19 protein-coding genes are annotated in these 20,172 nt (G+C 63.7%); 10 read left to right on the top strand and 9 right to left on the bottom strand.

From position 1 onward, the window contains the following. The first annotated feature begins 7 nt into the window (after positions 1-7). Both LB525_RS12560 and LB525_RS12555 read left to right on the top strand, forming a co-directional pair. Complete coding sequence (locus tag LB525_RS12560; RefSeq protein ID WP_095768959.1) at positions 8-979, top strand: ABC transporter substrate-binding protein; 972 nt, start codon at positions 8-10, stop codon at positions 977-979. A 169-nt stretch (positions 980-1,148) separates the two neighbouring features. After that, positions 1,149-1,586 (top strand): CHRD domain-containing protein, encoded by a 438-nt coding sequence (locus LB525_RS12555; RefSeq protein WP_140839627.1) that lies wholly within the window; start codon positions 1,149-1,151, stop codon positions 1,584-1,586. Positions 1,587-1,814: 228 nt separating this feature from the next. Here the strand turns inward: LB525_RS12555 and LB525_RS12550 are convergent, their stop codons facing one another. The 3 genes from LB525_RS12550 to LB525_RS12540 form a co-directional block, all read right to left on the bottom strand. After that, complete coding sequence (locus LB525_RS12550; protein ID WP_224544855.1) at positions 1,815-3,464, bottom strand: thiamine pyrophosphate-binding protein; 1,650 nt, start codon at positions 3,462-3,464, stop codon at positions 1,815-1,817. After that, positions 3,461-4,636 (bottom strand): CaiB/BaiF CoA transferase family protein, encoded by a 1,176-nt coding sequence (locus LB525_RS12545; RefSeq protein WP_224531792.1) that lies wholly within the window; start codon positions 4,634-4,636, stop codon positions 3,461-3,463. The genes LB525_RS12550 and LB525_RS12545 overlap by 4 nt, the downstream gene beginning before the upstream one ends. Before the next feature lie 83 nt (positions 4,637-4,719). Next, positions 4,720-5,652 (bottom strand): alpha/beta fold hydrolase, encoded by a 933-nt coding sequence (locus tag LB525_RS12540; protein ID WP_224531790.1) that lies wholly within the window; start codon positions 5,650-5,652, stop codon positions 4,720-4,722. 193 nt (positions 5,653-5,845) lie between these two features. On the opposite strand from LB525_RS12540, the gene LB525_RS12535 reads away from it, so the two are divergent. Next, positions 5,846-6,856 (top strand): ribonuclease T2 family protein, encoded by a 1,011-nt coding sequence (locus LB525_RS12535; RefSeq protein WP_224544854.1) that lies wholly within the window; start codon positions 5,846-5,848, stop codon positions 6,854-6,856. Positions 6,857-6,884: 28 nt separating this feature from the next. On the opposite strand, the gene LB525_RS12530 is transcribed toward LB525_RS12535, so the two are convergent. Next, positions 6,885-8,162, bottom strand: a complete 1,278-nt coding sequence (locus LB525_RS12530) for a sensor domain-containing diguanylate cyclase (RefSeq protein ID WP_224544853.1) — start codon at positions 8,160-8,162, stop codon at positions 6,885-6,887. A gap of 266 nt (positions 8,163-8,428) precedes the next feature. Here LB525_RS12530 and ettA point away from each other — a divergent pair, with 266 nt between their 5' ends. From ettA to LB525_RS12515, 3 genes are all read left to right on the top strand, one after another. Next, positions 8,429-10,078, top strand: a complete 1,650-nt coding sequence (gene ettA, locus LB525_RS12525; protein WP_224531784.1) for an energy-dependent translational throttle protein EttA — start codon at positions 8,429-8,431, stop codon at positions 10,076-10,078. Positions 10,079-10,118: 40 nt separating this feature from the next. Further along, positions 10,119-10,886 (top strand): trans-aconitate 2-methyltransferase, encoded by a 768-nt coding sequence (tam, locus tag LB525_RS12520; protein ID WP_224544852.1) that lies wholly within the window; start codon positions 10,119-10,121, stop codon positions 10,884-10,886. Between the two features lie 119 nt (positions 10,887-11,005). After that, positions 11,006-12,127, top strand: coding sequence for a beta-ketoacyl-ACP synthase III (locus LB525_RS12515; protein ID WP_224544851.1), 1,122 nt, complete (start codon positions 11,006-11,008; stop codon positions 12,125-12,127). Here the strand turns inward: LB525_RS12515 and LB525_RS12510 are convergent. Beyond that, positions 12,124-12,690, bottom strand: a complete 567-nt coding sequence (locus tag LB525_RS12510; RefSeq protein WP_224544850.1) for a methyltransferase family protein — start codon at positions 12,688-12,690, stop codon at positions 12,124-12,126. The two genes, LB525_RS12515 and LB525_RS12510, sit on opposite strands and share 4 nt — an antisense overlap. Positions 12,691-12,874: 184 nt before the next feature. On the opposite strand from LB525_RS12510, the gene LB525_RS12505 reads away from it, so the two are divergent. Next, positions 12,875-13,504, top strand: coding sequence for an MOSC domain-containing protein (locus tag LB525_RS12505; RefSeq protein WP_224544849.1), 630 nt, complete (start codon positions 12,875-12,877; stop codon positions 13,502-13,504). Between the two features lie 40 nt (positions 13,505-13,544). On the opposite strand, the gene LB525_RS12500 is transcribed toward LB525_RS12505, so the two are convergent. The 3 genes from LB525_RS12500 to tsaA form a co-directional block, all read right to left on the bottom strand. After that, complete coding sequence (locus tag LB525_RS12500; protein ID WP_224544848.1) at positions 13,545-14,387, bottom strand: SDR family oxidoreductase; 843 nt, start codon at positions 14,385-14,387, stop codon at positions 13,545-13,547. Positions 14,388-14,532: 145 nt separating this feature from the next. Next, a complete protein-coding gene (locus LB525_RS12495) occupies positions 14,533-14,847 on the bottom strand; it encodes a DUF2293 domain-containing protein (protein ID WP_224544847.1) in 315 nt (104 codons plus the stop codon). Then, positions 14,844-15,350: a tRNA (N6-threonylcarbamoyladenosine(37)-N6)-methyltransferase TrmO gene (tsaA, locus tag LB525_RS12490; protein WP_224544846.1), complete on the bottom strand. Its 507-nt coding sequence runs from the start codon at positions 15,348-15,350 to the stop codon at positions 14,844-14,846. Before tsaA ends, LB525_RS12495 begins: the two co-directional genes overlap by 4 nt. A 139-nt stretch (positions 15,351-15,489) precedes the next feature. Here tsaA and LB525_RS12485 point away from each other — a divergent pair, with 139 nt between their 5' ends. Together LB525_RS12485 and metF are read left to right on the top strand one after the other, a co-directional pair. Then, a complete protein-coding gene (locus LB525_RS12485; RefSeq protein ID WP_095768972.1) occupies positions 15,490-16,512 on the top strand; it encodes an ArsR/SmtB family transcription factor in 1,023 nt (340 codons plus the stop codon). After that, positions 16,512-17,429: a methylenetetrahydrofolate reductase [NAD(P)H] gene (gene metF / locus LB525_RS12480; protein WP_224522885.1), complete on the top strand. Its 918-nt coding sequence runs from the start codon at positions 16,512-16,514 to the stop codon at positions 17,427-17,429. The genes LB525_RS12485 and metF overlap by 1 nt, the downstream gene beginning before the upstream one ends. Positions 17,430-17,800: 371 nt before the next feature. On the opposite strand, the gene LB525_RS12475 is transcribed toward metF, so the two are convergent. Next, on the bottom strand, positions 17,801-18,721 hold the full coding sequence (locus tag LB525_RS12475) for a DMT family transporter (protein ID WP_224544845.1): 921 nt from the start codon (positions 18,719-18,721) through the stop codon (positions 17,801-17,803). 216 nt (positions 18,722-18,937) lie between these two features. Between LB525_RS12475 and LB525_RS12470 the strand changes: the two genes are divergently transcribed. Then, positions 18,938-20,158, top strand: coding sequence for an alanine racemase (locus tag LB525_RS12470; protein ID WP_224544844.1), 1,221 nt, complete (start codon positions 18,938-18,940; stop codon positions 20,156-20,158). Positions 20,159-20,172 lie beyond the last annotated feature (14 nt).

Raw genomic sequence — 20,172 nt, 5'->3', positions numbered from 1 at the left:
TAATAAGATGAAAAGACTGCTGATTTCTGCTCTGGCCGGCGCCATGTCGCTGGCCGCCTTCCAGGCGATGGCCGCCGACAAGGTGACACTGCAACTGAAATGGGTCACGCAGGCCCAGTTCGCCGGCTATTATGTCGCCAAGGCCAAGGGCTTCTATGACGCCGAAGGCCTCGACGTCGACATCAAGCCGGGCGGCCCGGACATTGCGCCCGAGCAGGTGATCGCCGGCGGCGGCGCCGACGTCATCGTCGACTGGATGGGCGGCGCGCTCGCGGCCCGCGACAAAGGCGTGATGCTCGTCAACATCGCCCAGCCGTTCAAGAAGGCCGGCATGGAGCTGGTCTGCCCCAAGAACGGCCCGATCAAGACGGAAGCCGACTTCAAGGGCCACACGCTCGGCGTCTGGTTCTTCGGCAACGAATATCCGTTCTACGCCTGGATGAACAAGATCGGCCTCAAGACCGATGGCGGCCCGGACGGCGTGACCGTGCTCAAGCAGAGTTTTGACGTGCAGCCGCTGATCCAGAAGCAGGCCGACTGCATCTCGGTGATGACCTATAATGAATACGGCCAGGTGCTGGACGCGGGCTACAAGCCGGAAGACCTGGTCGTGTTCAACTACTCCGCCATGGGTAACGACCTTCTGGAGGACGGGCTTTACACGCTCGAGGACAAGCTCAAGGACCCGGCCTTCGAGGACAAGATGGTGCGCTTCGTGCGCGCCTCGATGAAGGGTTGGAAATACGCCACGGAGAACACCGACGAGGCGGCCGAGATCGTCGTCGACGCCGGCGGCCAGGACGAGAACCACCAGAAGTTCATGATGAAGGAAGTGGCCAAGCTGGTCGACAATGCCGACGGCAAGCTGATCCCGGCCGCTTACGAGCGCACCGCCAAGGCGCTGCTCGACCAGAAGATCATCAGCAAGGAAGCGAGCGGCGCTTACACCACTGCGATCACCGACAAGGCGATCAAGTAAGGTCCGCTCTCAGCGCGGAAGTTGGAAAGGGGCGGGCGACCGCCCCTTTCTTGTTGCCCCGCGGTAAAATAACCGTGTGCGCCGGGATACATCGGGCCGCTCAGCCGTTGATTGGCGCATCCGCGCGCCGGGGAGCCGCGAAGGATGCTGCAATCAACGGAGGTTCTTCATGCGCATCCTATCCGTGCCGATGCTTTCGGCCTTGGCCGTTTCGACCGCCTTCCTTCTTGCATCGCCGGCCATGGCCGAGATGGTGAAGTACAAGGCGACGCTCGACGGCAGCCAACAGAGTCCGCCCGTCACCACCAAGGGCAAGGGAACCGCCACACTCACCTTCGACACCACAAGCAAGAAGCTCAGCTGGAACGTCAAATATTCCGGCCTTAGCGGGCCTGCCGTGGCCGCCCACATCCACGGCCCGGCGGACATGGGCGCGAACGCGGACCCGGTCATCCCGTTCAAGAAGCTGAAGAGCCCGATCAAGGGATCGGCGACGTTGACCGACGCGCAGGCAGCCGATCTGGAAGCCGGCAAATACTACGTCAACGTCCACACTGCCAAGAACAAGGACGGCGAGATCCGCGGCCAGATCGAGAAGGCGATGTAGCGCCCGATAGGGTCACGATCAATTCGGACGTCGGCGGGACAGCCCCCCTCTGTCCTGCCGGACATCTCCCCCACAAGGGGGAAGATTAGCAGTTCCGTCGCCTTGCCGTTCCTGCAACGCTGGTGATTGGCGAAAGCCGGCGTGACGTCCAATCTCCCCCCAAGTGGCGGAGATGTCCGGCAGGACAGAGGGGGGCGCGAAGGAACTCGGCCTAAACTCTGTCGGCAATTATGCCTTGTCGCGGATCTGCGTCAGCGTGCGGGTGGGCGTGATCGCTTCGGGATCGAGCTTGATCTCGACGATCGCCGGCTTGCCGCTGGCGCGCGCGCGTTCGAAGGCCGGCGCGAAGTCGGCGGTTTTTTCCACCGTCTCGCCATGGCCGCCATAGGCACGGGCCAGTGCGGCGAAGTCAGGGTTCTTGAGGGTGGTGGCGACGACGCGGCTTGGATATTCCCGCTCCTGATGCATGCGGATCGTGCCGTAAATGCCGTTGTTGACGACGATCACGACGATCGGCAGGTCATACTGGACAGCCGTCGCGAACTCCTGGCCGTTCATCAGGAAGCAGCCGTCCCCGGCGAAGGCAACCACAGTGCGATCCGGGAACAGCGACTTGGCGGCGACCGCCGCGGGCGTGCCGTAGCCCATCGAGCCGGACGTGGGCGCCGCTTGTGTACCGAAACGGCGCGAGCGGTAGAAGCGATGCACCCAGGTGGCATAGTTGCCGGCGCCATTGGTGAGGATGGCATCTTCCGGCAGAACCTTTCCGAGGTAGTCCATGATCGGGCCCATCTGGACGGCGCCCGGGCCGGTCTGCGGCGGCGTCGACCATTCGAGATAGGCGGCGTGCGCCTTTTCCGTCTCGGCCGCCCAGGCAGGCTTGGCCGTTGGCTTGCGCCTGGCGAAAGCCTCGACAAAAGCGGCGGGCGACGCGTTAATCGCTATCGTCGGCCGGTAGACGCGGCCGAGCTCGCCGGCATCGGCATGGACATGCACCAGTGCCTGATCGGGGTAGGGGCTCTTCAGCAGCGTGTAGTCGGAAGACGGCATCTCGCCCAGGCGGCCGCCGATCAAAAGCACGACGTCGGCCTGCTTGATCCGCTCCCCCAGCTTGGGATTGATGCCGATGCCGACATCGCCGGCGTAATTCGGATGCAGATGGTCGAAAAGCATCTGGCGCCGGAAGGAGCAGCCGACCGGCAGTGACCAGGTCTCGGCGATCTGGCGCATATGCGCCACCGCTTCCTCGTTCCAGCGCGTGCCGCCGAGGATGACGAAGGGACGCTTGGCATTGCTCAGCAACATCTCCAGCGCGTCTAGCTCGGCTTCACCGGGACGCGTCTCGACCGGCGTGTGCGGGAGCGCTTCCGGCGCCTCGACCTCGTCGGTCAGCATGTCCTCCGGCAGCGAGATGACCACCGGGCCGGGACGGCCGGAAGTCGCCACGGCGAAGGCGCGGGTCACGAATTCCGGAATGCGCGCGGCATCGTCGATCTCGACCACCCATTTGGCAATGTCGCCGAAGAAGCGCTTGTAATCGACCTCCTGGAAGGCCTCGCGCTCCTTGGCGTGGCTGGCGACCTGGCCGATGAACAGGATCATCGGCACCGAATCCTGCATCGCGATATGGACGCCGGCCGAAGCGTTGGTGGCCCCGGGGCCGCGGGTGACGAAGCAGATACCGGGCTTGCCGGTCAGCCTTCCTTGGCAGTCGGCCATCATCGCGGCACCGCCTTCCTGGCGGCAGACGATGGTGCGGATCGAAGAGTCATGCAGCGCGTCGAGGACGGCGAGATAGGATTCGCCCGGAACACAGAAGATGCGGTCGGTGCCGTTCGCTTCGAGCGCCTCGACGATCAGTTGTCCGCCGGTTTTCATTTTGCTGCTCTCTCCAGTTCGGCAAGGATTTCTTGCGTGTGTTCGCCAAGGCGCGGCGAGGGTCGTTCATAGACGAGCGGCGTGCCCGACATCACCATCGGCGCGCGCACCGAAGGCAGGCGATTGCCGTGGCCGTCGTCGAGATCGAGCCGCATGCCGCGCGCGATGGTCTGTGGGTCGTCGAACATCTGGCCAATCGTGTTGATCGGGCTTGCCGGCACACCGGCAGCCTCGAGCTTCGCCAACAGCGGATCGCGGTCCCAGGTGCTCAGCATCGCGATAATCAGCTCGCGCAGCTTCACCCGGTTGGCGACGCGGGCAGGGTTGGTGGCGAAATCCGGATTGGCGGGCAGATCGGTCAGCCCGACCGCCGCGCAGAACTTGCCGAACTGGCCGTCATTGCCGACCGCCAGGATGATGTGGCCGTCCCTGACCGGCAGCACCTCGTAAGGGGCGATGTTCATATGCGCATTGCCCATCTGCACCGGCGACTTGCCGGAAATCAGATAGTTGAGGTTCTGGTTGCCGAGCGCCGAGATCTGGCTGTCGAAGAGCGCCATGTCGATATGCTGGCCCTCACCGGTCTTTTCGGCGTGGCGCAGTGCTGCCTGGATGGCGATCACCGAATAGAGGCCGGTGAAGAGATCCGAGATGGCGACGCCGGCCTTCTGCGGCTCGCGGCCGGGCTCGCCGGTGATCGACATCATGCCGGCCATGGCCTGGATGATGAAATCGTAGCCGGCGCGCGGCGCGTAGGGACCGTCCTGACCAAAGCCGGTGATCGAGCAATAAACGAGGCGCGGATTGATCGCCTTCAGGCTCTCGTAGTCGAGGCCGTATTTCTTCAGGCCGCCGAGCTTGAAATTCTCGATCAGCACGTCGGCGGTGGCGACCAGCTTGCGCAGCGTCTCGGCACCGTCGGGCTTGGAGAAATCGACGGCGATGGAACGCTTGCCGCGATTGCAGGAGTGGTAATAGGCGGCCGACAGGTTCTCGCCGTCATGGCTCATGACGAAGGGCGGACCCCATTTGCGCGTATCGTCGCCGCCATCGGGGCTCTCGACCTTGATGACGTCGGCGCCGAGATCGGCAAGCAACTGCCCGGCCCAGGGACCGGCCAGGATGCGGGCGAGTTCGACAACGCGGATGCCTTTCAGCGGAGGTTCGGCCATGGATCACCGTAATGGGGTCGGAAACGCAGGCTCTATCAACAGCAGCGGTACCTGTCACGGCCCTTGCAGTGGGCCACGCCGGATCAGGATTTCAGCACGCTGTCCGCCCAAGCGACGAAATCATTCATGACGGCATTGCGGTTGATCTCGTTCAGGCTTTCATGGCGGGTTTGCGGGTAAACCTTTGAAACCAGATTCGAAAAGCCCATTGCCTGCATGCGCGTTGCCAGGTGATGGACCGCCTTGCCATAGTCCGATGCGGGATCCTTCTCGCCGCCGACAAGGTTGATGAAGAGATCGCGGCGGACGCCGGTGAAGCTGGAATCCTTGCCGGCGTGAAGCGCCATGTCGACTACGTCGCGCCACATCGAGACCGACGCATCCCAGCCGCAGAGCGGGTCGGCGATATATTTGTCGACCTCGACCGGGTCGCGCGACAGCCAATCGAACAGGGTCCGGTGATTGGGAACCGCCTTGCCCCAAGCCTGGAAGGTGAGCTTGGGCAGAAGCCGCGACGGCACGTCGGAGCCGAGCCGCATCCGCTCCCAGCCTAGAATGCCAAGCGCCAGTTGCCCGAGCCGGCCTTGCGAGAAATTGCCGTTCCAGATCGCGGCGGCATGGACACGCCCGGAATGGCGCAGGACAAAGTTCAGCGCGACCGAGGCGCCCAGCGAATGTCCAAAGGCGATCACCGGCAAGCCCGGATGCTCGGCCGCGATCAGGTCGTGCACGGCCTCGACATCGGCGATCACCTTGGCGATGCCGTCGCTATCGGCGAATTTGCCGAGCGGCGCGTCGGGCGCCTTCGTCGCGCCATGGCCACGATGGTCATGGGCATAGACGTGGAATCCGCGCGGCGCGAGATAATCGGCAAAGCGGGCATAACGCGCCGCATGCTCGGCCAGTCCATGGTTGATCTGGACCACGGCGCGTGGCTTCGCCTCCGCGTGTTTCACATAGAGGTTGAGGTCGGCCCCGGTCGGTGAGGCCAGGCTGGTCTTTCTGTCGAATGGCATGTGTCGCTCCCTCGGCAACGTTGGGCGCGGCGTTTGCCGGCGTCAAGAGGATGAGCGCGCTTGCGAACATGCCAATGGGAAGCGCTCAGCTGGGGATTGTTTTTTCGAGCGGCGAAAAAGATCGCAATTCTGACACGTCGACTGTTCTAGTGTGACGTATTCAATACGGTTCAATGATCGCCGGGAGAGCGGGATGCGGGTTTGGGCATTATGGGGTTCGATGGTGCTGGCTCTGGCCGGCGCCGGGGTGGCGCATGCCGACGTGAAGATGAGCGGCACGTTCGTTGCCGACAGCGCCTGCCCGGCGACGCAGGCCATCAAGAGCGGCAAGAACCCCGGCAACATCTCGACCGAAGCCGGCAAAAGCTACGACCTTCTTGCCGGCAACAAGGACGAGCCCACGCACTACCTTATCCAGGTGCCGGGCGCCGACCCAGAGCGGCGCTGGGTGAAGATCAGCTGCGGCCACGTCAACGGCGGCAGCGCTGCGACCATGCCGGCGCCTTCCGGCCAGGCCAAACCGTCGCCGTCAGCCTCCGGAAAACCCGAATATGTCTTTGCGCTGAGCTGGCAGCCGGCTTTCTGCGAGACCAAGGCGAGCAAGCCCGAATGCAAGGCACAGAGCCCGAGCGAGTTCGATGCCTCGCACTTCACGCTGCATGGGCTGTGGCCGCAGCCGAACGGCAATTTCTATTGCCAGGTCTCGGCGAACGACAAGGCCAATGACAATCCGGCGCATTGGGGAGACCTGCCGCCGGTCGAGCTCGACGCAGAGACGCGTGCCGAGCTCGACCAGGTGATGCCGGGCACTGCCTCCAAACTGGAGCGGCACGAATGGATCAAGCACGGCACCTGCTACGGCAAGAACCAGCAGGACTATTTCTCAGACGCGCTGAACCTGATGCGGGCGGTGAACGCCTCGGCGGTGCGCGATCTGTTCAACAGGAACATCGGCAAGCAGCTGACGTCGGATGCGATCCGCGGCGCCTTCAACCAGGCTTTCGGTCCCGGCGCCGGGGATCGCGTACGCGTGTCCTGTCTGGTCGACCCGTCGAGCGGCAGGCGTATGATCGGCGAGATCACGCTCGGCCTGTCCGGTCCGATCGGCCCGGACAGCAAGCTGGCCGATCTCCTGATGGCATCGGCGCCGACAGCCAAGGCCGGTTGCCCGAAGGGCACGGTCGACGCGATCGGTTTTCAATAGGCGAGAATTTTGGTCAGCCCGTTCTTTGTCAGGCTGATCGGGAGGCCGTCTGCAGGATGATAGCCTCGCTGCCAGGTTCGCCGACCACGCGGTCGCGGCCGCTCAACTTCGCCTTGTAGAGGCGCTGGTCGGCCAGCGCGAAAATGTCGGCAAGACAGCGCGTCGTCTCGCTGACGGTGGAGACGCCGGCACTCACGGTGATGTTGTAGCGGCCGGTATGCGCCGACGTCTTCGTGGCGTTCCTGATAGTCTCGCCGAGCAGCCTGGCCGGCGCGTGCGACTGTTGCGTCAGCACGGCGAATTCCTCGCCGCCGATGCGGAACACCTGATCGTTGCCGCCGACGGTCTCGGCCAGCAGGGCAGCCATCGATTTCAGCACCTTGTCGCCCTCGGCATGACCGAAGCTGTCGTTGATCGACTTGAAATGGTCGACGTCGACGATGAGCAGGCTGAGCGGCTTGCCGATCCTGATGGCGGACGACACCGCGGACTCGCCGTCGGCATCGAAACTGCCGCGATGCAGCAGGCCGGTGAGGCCGTCGCGGCCGACATATTTGATCAGCGCTTCGTAGCGTTCGCGATAGGTGAGGGCGTCGAAAATGTCGGAGAGGCCGCGTGGCACGGCGACATCGTGGTCTTCGATCCATTTCAGATAGGCGACGAGCATGCCGCTATAGGCAAGCGCGGCGCCCATCTTGGCGAACCAGCCGCCGAAGAAGACCTCGAGCGGCGCGCCGGCGACGAAATGCAGCGCGGTGAAGAAGCCGGCCTGATCGAAGGTGAGCACGCAGGCGACCGATGCGAGGATGCGCATGAATGGCCTAGCGCGCAGATAGCTGCCGAGCTTCTCGTAGAGCAAGATGATCAGGATGGAGTCGACGAAGAGCAGCGAGGTGCCCCAGACCATCAGCCAACCCATCTCGTCGATGAAGGCGATATCGGGAAGCTTGCCGCTTGGAAGTGGAGCGATCGCGTGCAGGCGCAGGACCAGCACCAGCCCTATCATCACGGCGTTGCCAAGCAGCAGGCCGTAGATCGGCTGGCGAACCGTCGCCGCATCCTCCTTCATGTAGAGCAGAAGCAGCATGACGAGCTTGCCGGAGAAGAGCACGGCGGAGCCCGGCGACACCAGCCCGAACGGCAGCGCGACATAGAAGACGCTGGCAAGGTAGGTTTCGAGGAAGTGCATGACGCCGAGCGCGCAGATGAACACGCCAAGCCCGATGCGGCGCCGGAAACGGAAAAGCGTGACCATGGCGCCGAAATAGAGAACCGCTTCGGCAAGGAGCAGGGCACCGTTCAGCACGTCGTCGATCCGATCCTTCCCCGAAACCGCAGCATGACCGCGATTTCCCAACCTAACATCGTTTTGAAGGCGAATGGTTAAGCTCTGATTTCGCACGATCGCGAGAGCGGCGAAAAAGCCCTGAGTGAATTTGGGCGCCGCAAACCGGCGAATCCGCGCGGATTGGCGCGTTTCGCGCCGAAAGCGATTGCCGTTCGACGCTTCATCGCCTACATAGCGCCCAACCCCCATCCACCTTGACACTTCAGTTTCCAGGGAAAGCGCGCGTGGCTCGCCAGTTCATCTATCACATGTCCGGCCTGTCAAAGGCCTATGGCACCAAGAAGGTGCTCGATAACGTTCACCTGTCCTTCTATCCGGATGCCAAGATCGGCATTCTCGGCCCCAACGGCTCGGGCAAGTCGACGATCCTGCGCATCATGGCCGGGCTCGACAAGGAGTTCCAGGGCGAGGCATGGCTGGCCGAGGGCGCAACCGTCGGCTACTTGGCGCAGGAGCCGCAGCTCGACAACACCAAGACCGTGCGCGAGAACGTCATGGACGGCGTCGCCAGGAAGACCGCCATCATCGAGCGCTATAACGAGCTGATGATGAACTATTCCGACGAAACCGCGGACGAGTCGGCCAAGCTCCAGGACGAGATGGACCGGCTCAATCTTTGGGACCTGGAGCAGCAGGTCGAAATGGCGATGGACGCGCTGCAGTGTCCACCGCCCGACTCCGAAGTGACCAACCTGTCGGGCGGCGAGCGCCGCCGCGTGGCGCTGTGCCGGCTGCTGCTCGAGCAGCCCGACCTCTTGCTGCTCGACGAGCCGACCAACCATCTCGACGCCGAGACCACGCAATGGCTGGAAAAGCATCTGCGCGACTATCCGGGCTCGGTGCTGATCATCACCCACGACCGCTACTTCCTGGACAACGTGACCGGCTGGATCCTCGAGCTCGATCGCGGCCGCGGCATCCCTTACGAGGGCAATTACACCAAATATCTCGACGCCAAGGCCAAGCGCCTGATCCAGGAAGGCCGCGAGGACGACGCCCGCCAGAAGTCGATCTGGCGCGAGCGCGAGTGGATCCAGTCCTCGCCCAAGGCGCGCCAGACGAAGTCCAAGGCGCGTATCAAGGCCTATGAGGAACTGGTCGAGCAGTCGCAGAATCGCAAGCCGACCGACACGCAGATCGTCATCCCGTCGAGCGAGCGCCTCGGCAACCTCGTCATCGAGGTCGAAGGCCTCAACAAGGGCTTCGGCGACGAGCTCTTGATCGAGGATCTGTCGTTCAAGCTGCCGCCGGGCGGCATCGTCGGCGTCATCGGCCCGAACGGCGCCGGCAAGACGACGCTGTTCAAGATGATCACGGGCCAGGAAACACCGGATGCCGGCTCGATCCGCAAGGGCGAGACGGTGCGGCTCGGCTATGTCGACCAGAGCCGCGACGCGCTCGACCCGAATAAGACCGTATGGGAAGAGATTTCCGGCGGCGCCGAGGTCATCAAGCTCGGCAAGCACGAGGTCAACAGCCGCGCCTATTGCTCGTCGTTCAACTTCCGCGGCGGCGACCAGCAGCAGAAGGTCGGCAACCTGTCGGGCGGCCAGCGAAACCGCGTCCACCTGGCCAAGATGCTGAAGGGCGGCGGCAACGTGCTTCTGCTCGACGAACCGACCAACGACCTCGATACCGAAACGCTGGGCGCTCTGGAAGACGCGCTCGAAGCCTATGCCGGCTGCGCCGTCATCATCAGCCACGACCGCATGTTCCTCGACCGCATGGCCACCCACATGCTCGCCTTCGAAGGCGACGCTCATGTCGAATGGTTCGAAGGCAATTTCGAGGAATATGAGAAGGACAAGCTGAGGCGCCTGGGCGCCGAAGCGGCGACTCCGCACCGCATGACCCACAAGCGGCTGACGCGGTAGGATCAGTCCCCAAGGGCGGCGAACAAAGCAAGGTTCTCACATGGCTGACTGGTCCGCCGCCCAATATCTGAAGTTCGAGGATGAGCGCACACGGCCCGCGAGGGATCTGGTGGCGCAGGTGCCGGTCGATTTTCCGCGCCGCGTCGTCGATATCGGCTGCGGTCCGGGCAATTCCACCGAGCTTCTGGTCGAGCGCTGGCCGGATGCCCAGGTGAGCGGCTTCGACACCTCGCCCGACATGATTGAGAAGGCGCGGGCGCGGCTGCCGAATGTCAATTTCGAGCTGGCGGATGCCGCCGGATGGCAGCCCGAGCATCCCATCGACGTCATCTTCGCCAATGCCGTCTTCCAATGGCTGCCGGAGCATCCGGCGGTGTTCCAGCGGCTGATGGGATTGCTGGCGCCAGGCGGCGCCCTCGCCATTCAGATGCCCGACAATCTCGGCGAGCCTTCGCACCAGCTGATGCGCGAAACCGCGGCCGAGATGCCGTTCTCGGCGAAGCTCGAGGGTGCCGCGCGCGGGCCGCTGCCGCCGGTGTCCTTCTATTACGATCTTCTGTCGCCGCTCGCCGACCGGCTCGACATCTGGCACACCATCTACAACCATCCGCTGGCCGATGCCGAGGCGATCGTCGAATGGGTCAAGTCGACGGGCCTGAAGCCCTTCCTCGATCCGCTCGATGCGGATGAGAAGAAGCTGTTCCTCGACAGCTACACCGCCAAGATCGCCAAAGCCTATCCGAAAATGGCTACCGGCAAGGTGCTGCTGCGCTTCCCGCGCATCTTCATCGTGGCCAAGCGCGCTTGAGCATCCACCACCTGAATGCCAGCGGTGGTTGTCGAATTAAGCTGGAATAAACCGGGCAAATGCGACAAGTGTAGCGCCTCGCCTCGGCACAACTTGGCGCCCCCTCGGACGGATTGGACATGCATCGCGTCATCATCAGCGGCATCGGCGCCGAAATCCCTGAACCCGTCATCACCAATGAAGAGCTGGTCGCAAGCTTCAACAACTGGGTCGATACCGAGAACGCGCGCCGCGCCGACACCGGCGAGCCGCTTTTGCAAAAGTCGGACAGCGACTTCATCGTGCATGCCTCGGGCGTGAGAAGCCGTCATGTAATCGAGCGCGAGGGTATTCTCGACCCGACCCGCATGTCGCCGCGCATTCCGGCGCGGCCCGACGACGCGCTGTCGCTGGAGGCGGAGTTCGGCCTCGCCTCGGCCAGGAAGGCGCTTGCCCATGCCGGGGTCGACGGGTCGGACATCGACCTGGTGATCTGCTCGGCCTCGCACCACCAGCGGCCCTATCCGGCCATCGCCATCGAGATGCAGGAGGCGCTGGGCACCAAAGGCGCCGGCTTCGACATGGGGCTTGGCTGCTCTTCCGCCGCGGCGGCGCTGCATGTCGCGGTCAACCTGGTGAGGGCAGGGGCGCATAAGCGCATCCTGGTGTCGACGCCGGAGATCATCACCGGGCATCTCAACTTCCGCGACCGGCAGACGCATTTCATCTTCGGCGACGCCTCGGTCGCCATGGTCGTCGAGGGGCTGGCGCAAGGCGAGAAGCAGCCAGGACGTTTCGAGGTGCTCGACACGCGCACCTGGACGCAGATGTCGAACAACATCCGCACCAATCTCGGCTATTACACGCGCACCGCCCAGGACGATCCCTACATGATCAACCTGGAAGGCAACCTCATCAAGCAGGTCGGCAACAAGGTGTTCAAGGAAGTCACCGTCGCCGGCCAGAAATTCATCGTCGAATTCCTGGCCGAGCACGGGCTGACGCCGGCAGGCATCCGCCGCTTCTGGCTGCATCAGGCCAATGCGCGCATGAATGCGATGATCCTGAAACTGTCCTTTGGCCACGACGTCGACCATGACCGCGCGCCGATGGTGCTGGAGCGGCTCGGCAACACCGCCGGCGCCGGCGCGATCGTGGCGCTGTCGGAGAACCATGCCGACATGAAGGCCGGCGATTTCGGCCTGATCTGCGCCTTCGGCGCCGGCTATTCGATCGGCGGTGCGCTGCTCAGGATGCTTTAAGCCGGCGCGAAGGGCACCAGCATCGGCACGCGCCTGGCGTAGTCGTCATAGGCCGGGCCGAGCTCGCCGCGCAGGAAGCTCTCTTCCAGCCGCGCCTTGACGACGACGCCGACGAGCAGCAGCGCGGCGCCGGCAATACCCCATACGGTGCCCTTGACGGCCATGGTGGCGAGGACAGACAGCAGCAGCCCGGCGTAGATCGGATGGCGGACCAGGCCGTAGGGGCCGGTATCGACCACGCGATGATCGGCCTTGGCCGTGACGTTTGCCGACCACAGGCGGCCGAGATGCAGGCGCGCCCACCAGGCGAAAGCGATGCCGATGGCGATCAAGGCGACGCATATCCAGGCTTCGGCAAGCGTCGGCGTCCACAGCCGCAGCCGGCCGGCATAGCCGTGCGCCGGCACGAACAGCAGGATGGTGCCGGCGAGCCAAAGGACCCGATAGCGCGCCTCCGACTTGAGATTGGCGCGCTTTTGCGCTGGATCTGCCCAGCTAGCGGCAAGGAGCCAGGATACCACCCAGAACAGCCAAAGCGCCGCTACAGCGTGTCCGACCTGCATGATCGAGCCTCCTCCCTCCCGATATAGCGCGCATCGTTTATGACGGCCGCACGGCGGCAATGCGACCCGTGTGCAGCGGGGCGGCGTTTTCTGGTAATAACGTCGTGATCGCCATCAAACGATGTGATCGGATCATCAGCGCTTTCGACTGGACCGCCTTCTCAGCGGCCTTTAGACCAGCGGCATGCAGGAAACGAACCTAGAGCTTTTTCCAGCGGCCGAACCGACAATCGACATCGTGCCCGGCCGCAAGCTGACGGCAAAGGCGGCGGCGCTCTATGCCGCTCCGCACGATCATTTCGAGACAAAACGGGTGGAGGAACTGCGGCTCGGCTTCGACGGCATCGAGGGCGATTTCCATGCCGGCGCAACGCGGCGGTCGGGCGGGCGCGAGCCTTGGTATCCGCGCGGCACCGAAATGCGCAACGAGCGGCAATTGTCGCTTGTGGCCGCGGACGAGCTCGCCATCATCGCGCAACGCATGGGGATCGAGCAGATCAAGCCGGAGTGGATCGGCGCCAATCTTCTGGTCGAGGGCGTGCCGCATCTTTCGATGCTGCCGGCCGGCTCGCTGATGTTCTTCAAGGGCGGCGTGACGCTCAAGGTCGACGGCCAGAACAAGCCGTGCCGGTTCGCCGGGCAGTCGATCGCCGAGCATGTCGGCGCAGCGGATCAGGAGGCCACCGCGCTGCTCTTCCCAAAGGAGGCGAAACGGCTGCGCGGCCTTGTCGCCTGGGTCGAGAAGCCGGGCGTCATAAGAGCTGGCGAAGAGATTTCCATCCGGGTGCCCGAGCAGTGGATCTATCGGGCCTGAACAAAGAGGCCGCGCCGCTTTCGCGGGGCGGCGTTCGCGGTTAGGCCGCCTTGCGGTTCTTGTTGGCGCCCTGCGCCATTACCGAGACGTGATCCCATTTCTCCCAAGTGGCGATGCGGTTGGCATATTCCTGCCGGATCATCGGCAGTCCGCCGTCGCCGAAGAAGACCCTGAGCGGCGGCTCTTCGGCATCGACGATCGCCAGCATCGCCGGGCCGGTCGCTTGCGGATCGCCAGCGACGGAACGGCTGCGGCGCTCGGCCATCGCTGCGCGGACCGGCTCATAGGCGTCCAACGGCTTGGAGACCTTGGCCGACGGCCCGGCCCAGTCCGTGGAGAAGCCGCCCGGCTCGACCAAGGTCACGTGAATGCCGAACTCCGCGACCTCCAGGCTGAGCGACTGGCTGAAGGCTTCCAGCGCCCATTTTGAGGCGTGATAAAGGCCGAGCGAGGCAAAGGCGTTGACGCCGCCGATCGAGGAGATCTGGATGATGTGGCCTGAGCGTTGCGCCCGCATGACGGGAAGCACGGCCTGGGTCACCCAAAGCGCTCCGAAGACGTTGGTCTCGATCTGGTCGCGCGCCTCCTGCTCCGTGACCTCCTCGATGGCGCCGAAATGGCCGTAACCGGCATTGTTGACGACCACGTCGAGCCGGCCGAAACGCCTGTGCGCTTCGGCAATCGCGGCGTCGACCGCCTGTTTATTGGTGACGTCGAGCTGCATGGCAGCAACCTTGTCGCCATATTTCTTCACGAGATCGGCAAGCGTGCCTGCGTCGCGCGCGGTTGCGGCGACGCGATCGCCGCGGGCGAGAGCGGCCTCGGCCCAGACGCGGCCAAAACCCTTCGACGATCCGGTGATGAACCAAACCTTATCAGTCATGATCTGCTATCCTTGCCCAGAGGGCGATGAATTCGGGGGGTAAACGGAGGAATCTCCGTTTATCCCCATGTACGGCGCCGCCGCCGTTTTTCCAGAGGCGGCACCCGAATTAATTGGCGGGATGCGGCGTAGAGGGCGCAGCCGCCTATTCGTCCTCGTCGTCTTCCTGAAGCAGGCGTGTAGCGCGCCAACGGGTGAGCACCTCATTGGTCCGCCCGATGACGAAGAAGCGCGCCGAATCCCGGTCATAGCCCTCGGCGAGCAACTTCTCATAATCTGTGTGGACATGGCGGACATGGGCGATGGTGGCCAGCCATACCGCGATCGTCGGGGGCAGGGTCTTCATATGCACGGAACCGGCGTCGGCGCGGATCTTTTCCATGTCGGCATAGGGCGCAAGCGGCAAAAGTGCGGTCAGCGCCTTGGCGATGGCACGGCGGCGGCCGGTGGGGGCGCTCATTTCTCGTCTCGCCCGGCAATCGTCGCTTCCGGGAAGGCATCCGTGGAAGCGTAATAAGGCTTGATGTCGATGACCGGTGTGCCGTCGAGCACATCGATGGCGTCGATCTCGATCCGACCGGCCTCGATGTCGAGCGCGGCGAGCTTCGCTACATGCAGGCCGACAGGGTTGGGCCGGGCAGGGGAGCGCAGCGAGAAAACGCCTTTCGGTTCAGCCGCGTGGCGCGGTTTCTGCACAATCAGATTCCGCGGCGCGTGATGCAGCCAGGACAGGATGACGACGTGGCTGGCGCGCTCCAGGTTTTGCAACCCCGGGCGATAGGGCTGGTCGATCAGGATTGTCGCGGGTTGCCCGGTTTCCCGGGCGGCGCGCATGTTCTTGGGGCAATGCTCGCGACTGGTCCATGGTGAGACGATGCGGCCGATGAAGACCACATGGCCGTCCGGCGGCAACTGCGCCGGGTCGACCGCAAGAAGCATTTCACCTTGGCGTGTCTCAAACATCCTGTTCATCCCGCCCAGAAACCGCCTGCCGGCGCGGATCGCGGCTGCGCCATTTTCTTGTCCGGAAGCGACATAGCGCTTGCCAGGGTATCAAAATCGACATAAACATATCTTTATATCTTTCAACGAGAGCCCGCTCATGCATGTCTCGCTCGACACAATGGTAGATACATTGAAGGCGGCGGCCGAATCCAGCCGGCTGCGCATCCTGGTGCTGCTTTCACGCGGGGATCTCACCGTCTCCGACCTCACCGAGATCCTCGGCCAGTCGCAGCCGCGCGTCTCGCGGCACCTCAAGCTGCTGCTCGATGCCGGGCTGATCGGCCGCTATCAGGAAGGGTCCTGGGCTTTTTTCAGGCTGACCGACATCGATAATTCGCGCGATTTCGTCCAGCGTCTGGTCTCGGCCATAAGCGAGGCCGATCCGCAGGTGGTGCGAGATCTCGAGCGGCTGGCGGCGGTCAAGCGCAAGCGGCAGGACCGGGCTGCCGAGTATTTCTCCGAGAATGCCGCGAGTTGGGATCATATCCGCTCGCTGCATGTGCCGGACCGCGCGGTGGAAGCGGCACTCATCAAGCTCGTCGGCAAGCGGCCGTTCCAGTCGATGCTCGACCTCGGCACCGGCACGGGCAGGCTGCTCGAAATCTTCGCGCCGCTCTACCGGCGCGGCGTCGGCATCGACATGTCGCGCGAGATGCTGAGCGTGGCGCGCGCCAATCTCGACAAGGCCGGCATCGCCAATGCGCAGGTACGCCAGGGCGACATCTTTTCGCCGCCGGTCGAGCGCAACGCCTTCGATCTCGTCACAATCCACCAGGTGCTGCACTATCTCGACGATCCCGCGCGCGCCATCGCCGAGGCGGCGAGGCTGCTCAGGCCATCAGGCCGGCTGATCGTCGTCGACTTCGCGCCCCACGCGCTCGAATTCCTGCGCGACCAGCACGCCCATATGCGGCTGGGCTTTTCCGACCGGCAGATGTCCGACTGGTTCGCCGAGGCCGGCCTCGATCTCGAGGACAGCCAGGAATTCGAGCCGCGTGGCGGTAACGAGGCAAGGCTTACGGTGAAGCTCTGGCTCGGCCGCGACCGGCGACTGCTGATCGCCGATCCATCCAATGACTCGCTACCCGCCAAGGCATATCCAATGGGGGAAACAGCCTGATGAACCAGTTCCGCTTTTCCCGCCGCCCCGACATCGGCGACAAGGTCCGGGTCTCGTTCGAATTCTTCCCACCGAAGACCGACGAGATGGAAGCAAGGCTCTGGGACACGGTTACAAAGCTGGAGCCGCTCAAGCCGAAATTCGTCTCGGTGACCTACGGCGCTGGCGGTTCGACCCGCGAGCGCACGGCGCGCACGGTCAAGCGCATCTTGAACGAGACGACGCTGACGCCGGCGGCGCACATGACCTGCGTCGATGCCGCGCGCGATCAGGTCGACACGGTCATTCGCGAATTCGCGGATATGGGCGTCAAACGTTTCGTCGCGTTGCGCGGCGATCCGGCGGCCGGTGTCGGCGCAAGTTACCACCCGCATCCCGACGGCTATGCCAATGGCGCCGAACTGGTCGGGGCGCTGAAGAACGCCGGCGATTTCGACATCTCGGTCTCGGCCTATCCGGAAAAGCATCCGGAAAGCCCGGATTTTGCCACCGACATCGATATGCTGAAGCGCAAGGCCGACAATGGCGCGACGCGGGCGATCACCCAGTTCTTCTTCGACAACGACCTTTACGAGCGCTATGTCGAGCGGGCGCGCCGCGCCGGCATCTACATCCCGATCGTGCCGGGCATCCTCCCGGTGCATAATTTCACCCAGGTCGCCAATTTCTCGTCGCGCTGCGGGGCGCTGGTGCCGGCCTGGCTGGCCGAGCGGTTCGAGGGGCTGGAGAACGACCCGCAGACGCATGCCCTCGTGGCCTCCGCCGTGGCCGCCGAACAGGTGCTCGACCTTGTCGAGCGCGGCGTCGGCGACTTCCATTTCTACACGATGAACCGCGCCGATCTCGTCTTTGCCGTCTGCCACATGATCGGCATCCGCTCGCATGAGACGGAGGCGGCGGGTTCGGCCGCCGCATAGGGCAGGCTGCAACGGAAAAGGCCGGGTAGAACCCGGCCTTTTCGAACTGTTTGGACTATATCTCGGTACTGGTCTTCCCGGTTTTGGCGGGTCAGGGAAGAACACCTATGATAAGGGCACCGATGAATGCGAATGCGGCACAAATCATCAACGCGTTGATCGGCCTCGTCAGTCCCATGCCATAGCCTCCTCTTCAGAGCTATGGCCGGAATCTAGAGTCATTTGGGTTACAGGCAAGCGGAAAACGTGCTGCAATGCGACATGATTGTGGGATTTGCGACTTCCGATTTATCGTTAGCCGTTGAAACTCTTCGGCAAAAGCCGCCTCAAGCGTTGTGAATAAATTGTGGCGGAGCCGTGGCATGACACCGCTACCATCGGCCAAACAGGCGACCGTCTATGGTGACCAGGCCGAGTCCGATCAGCGTCATGCCGCCGATTTCGAACAGCGCCAGGCGCTCGCCGAGGAACAGGAAGCCGAGCAGCACCGCACTGACCGGCACGACCAGGGTGACCAGCGAGGCATTGGTGGCGCCGGCCGAGGCGACGAGATTGAAATAGAGGATGTAAGCAAAGGCGGTTGAAAGCAGCGCCAGGCCCAGAACCGCGGCCCAGACGGGCGGCGAGACCGAGAAAAGCCCCGCGGGGCCATACGCAATCAGCACGAGCGGGATCATGATGATGGTCGATGCGGTCAGCTGTCCGGTGGCGATGACGGGCGATGGCACGCCCTTGAAGCGGCGGGCGATCATCAGGGCGACGGCGTAGGAGATCGAAGCGCCGATCAGTGCGAACTTGGCCCACACCGGTCCGCCAAGCCCGGCAAGCAGGCCGGGTCCGATCATCACCGCGGTGCCGGCGACACCGAGCGCGATGCCGGCGAACTTGTTCCAGGACAGCTTCTCGTCGATGGTGAGCGCATTGGCCAGGATCAGCGTCCAGAACGGCGTCGTGGCGTTGAGCACCGAAGCGACGCCGGCGCCGAGCTGCGTCTGGCCGGCGAAGATCAGCGAGAAGGGCACGACATTGTTGGTGAGCGCCAACAGGAAGAACAGGCCGGCATGCGGGAAGGCGAGCCGGAACGAAGGGCCGCGGGCTGCCAGATAGAGGTGAAGTGCCGCCGCGGCGATGGCGACGCGGAACAGCACCAGCGCCAGCGGATGGATCTCGGAAACGGCGATGCGGGCAAAGAAGAACGAACCGCCCCAGATCGCGCCGAGCAGGAGAAGCTGCGCCCAATCCTTGAGCGTCATCGCTCCGCGCGTCGGCGCGGCGCCGGCCGTAATCGACATGTCCTGTTCCTCCCCGGGGCCGATCGCAACCTCGGCCCCTAAAGCATCTCAAGAACCGATATCGGGTTCGGCGGCAAGAGCCACCCGAAACATGACCGCTGGTTTAGCGTCGCCAAAATGTGCAGCAGGCCGCTCCGGATCGCCAAGACACAGAACTGTTTTCTTTGGCGGCTAGCTAGGATTAATTGTGCGCGCTCCAGACCTGAGGATTCGTCCATGCAGCGATTCGAAAATGCCCGTGAGGCGGCACTGGCGCTTCGTCCCGACGACCCGGTCTACTGTTTCCGCCCGCAGGTGTTGAAGGAGGATGCCCTGCAGTTCATGGGCATGTTTCCCGGCAAGACCGCTTATGCGGTCAAGACCAATGGCGAGCAGATCGTTCTCAAGACGCTGGTCGAGGCTGGCGTCAGCGCCTTCGATGTCGCCTCGCCCGGCGAGTTCGCCGCCGTGCGCGCCGTCTCGCCCGACGCCGAGATGCTCTACATGCATCCGGTCAAAGCGCAGTCGGACATCAAGCTGGCGCTTGAAAAATACGGCATCCGGGTGATCTCGCTCGACCATGAGGACGAGATCACCAAGCTGACGCGCGTCGTGCGTGCGCTCGATATCGACCCGGGCGCTCTCACCGTCTTCGTGCGCATCCAGACCAAGGGCCACGCGGCTTACGAGCTGTCGAAGAAGTTCGGCGCCGGGCCGGCCAATGCGGTCGAGCTTGCCGAGCGGCTGAATCGCACGGGCTACAAGGTCGGCCTCTGCTTCCATGTCGGCAGCCAGATCGAGGATCCCGATACCTATGAACGTGCGCTCGCCTCGGCGGACTGGGTGCGCAACCGCCTGACCTTCGACATTGCCGGGCTGGATGTCGGCGGCGGCTTTCCCGCCGAATACGGCCACGACCCCAATCGCAGGCACATCGAGATGCCGTCGCTCGGCCAATTGATGTCGCGACTCGCCGGCGACCTGAAAGAATATCAGTTTGACCAGATGCCCCTGGTGGCCGAGCCCGGACGCGTGATCGTGGCGCGGTGTCTCTCGCTGATCGTGCGGGTGCTGTTGCGCAAGGGCAAGCGGCTCTACATCAATGACGGCATCTGGGCCTCGCTGTCGGATTCATGGACCGGCAAGATCACGCTGCCGGCCCGCTTCATTCCCGATCCCGCGATCCGTACCCGCAACGGCGACGAGAAAACCATCGTACCGTTCAAGGTCTGCGGCGCGACCTGCGATTCCGTCGATATCCTTTCCAGGCCATTCTGGCTGCCGGAAACGGTCGACACCGGCGACTGGATCGAGATCGGCCATATCGGCGCCTACTCGCTGTCGCTGAGGACCCGCTTCAACGGCTTCTTCCCAGACACATTTGTCGAGGTGACGACGCCGTTCGACGAGGGCGACGCGCCGCAGGGGTTCGCGAGTTTGGAGACGATGGCGGATTAGGAGTAGGGAGTAGC

The sequence above is a fragment of the Mesorhizobium sp. CA16 genome, from assembly GCF_020165175.1.
In the GTDB taxonomy this organism is placed as follows: domain Bacteria; phylum Pseudomonadota; class Alphaproteobacteria; order Rhizobiales; family Rhizobiaceae; genus Mesorhizobium.
This window is presented reverse-complemented; position numbering and strand designations above follow the sequence as displayed.

Bases quoted from the DNA above. Each gene is read 5' to 3' on its own strand.
- LB525_RS12500 (WP_224544848.1), bottom strand. From the start codon at position 14,387: ATGACTGATAAGGTTTGGTTCATCACCGGATCGTCGAAGGGTTTTGGC.
- tam (WP_224544852.1), top strand. From the start codon at position 10,119: ATGGCTGACTGGTCCGCCGCCCAATATCTGAAGTTCGAGGATGAGCGC.
- LB525_RS12510 (WP_224544850.1), bottom strand. From the start codon at position 12,690: ATGCAGGTCGGACACGCTGTAGCGGCGCTTTGGCTGTTCTGGGTGGTA.
- LB525_RS12470 (WP_224544844.1), top strand. From the start codon at position 18,938: ATGCAGCGATTCGAAAATGCCCGTGAGGCGGCACTGGCGCTTCGTCCC.
- LB525_RS12555 (WP_140839627.1), top strand. From the start codon at position 1,149: ATGCGCATCCTATCCGTGCCGATGCTTTCGGCCTTGGCCGTTTCGACC.
- LB525_RS12475 (WP_224544845.1), bottom strand. From the start codon at position 18,721: ATGTCGATTACGGCCGGCGCCGCGCCGACGCGCGGAGCGATGACGCTC.
- LB525_RS12505 (WP_224544849.1), top strand. From the start codon at position 12,875: ATGCAGGAAACGAACCTAGAGCTTTTTCCAGCGGCCGAACCGACAATC.
- LB525_RS12515 (WP_224544851.1), top strand. From the start codon at position 11,006: ATGCATCGCGTCATCATCAGCGGCATCGGCGCCGAAATCCCTGAACCC.
- metF (WP_224522885.1), top strand. From the start codon at position 16,512: ATGAACCAGTTCCGCTTTTCCCGCCGCCCCGACATCGGCGACAAGGTC.
- LB525_RS12485 (WP_095768972.1), top strand. From the start codon at position 15,490: ATGCATGTCTCGCTCGACACAATGGTAGATACATTGAAGGCGGCGGCC.
- LB525_RS12550 (WP_224544855.1), bottom strand. From the start codon at position 3,464: ATGAAAACCGGCGGACAACTGATCGTCGAGGCGCTCGAAGCGAACGGC.
- LB525_RS12560 (WP_095768959.1), top strand. From the start codon at position 8: ATGAAAAGACTGCTGATTTCTGCTCTGGCCGGCGCCATGTCGCTGGCC.
- LB525_RS12495 (WP_224544847.1), bottom strand. From the start codon at position 14,847: ATGAGCGCCCCCACCGGCCGCCGCCGTGCCATCGCCAAGGCGCTGACC.
- LB525_RS12535 (WP_224544854.1), top strand. From the start codon at position 5,846: ATGCGGGTTTGGGCATTATGGGGTTCGATGGTGCTGGCTCTGGCCGGC.
- LB525_RS12545 (WP_224531792.1), bottom strand. From the start codon at position 4,636: ATGGCCGAACCTCCGCTGAAAGGCATCCGCGTTGTCGAACTCGCCCGC.
- tsaA (WP_224544846.1), bottom strand. From the start codon at position 15,350: ATGTTTGAGACACGCCAAGGTGAAATGCTTCTTGCGGTCGACCCGGCG.
- LB525_RS12540 (WP_224531790.1), bottom strand. From the start codon at position 5,652: ATGCCATTCGACAGAAAGACCAGCCTGGCCTCACCGACCGGGGCCGAC.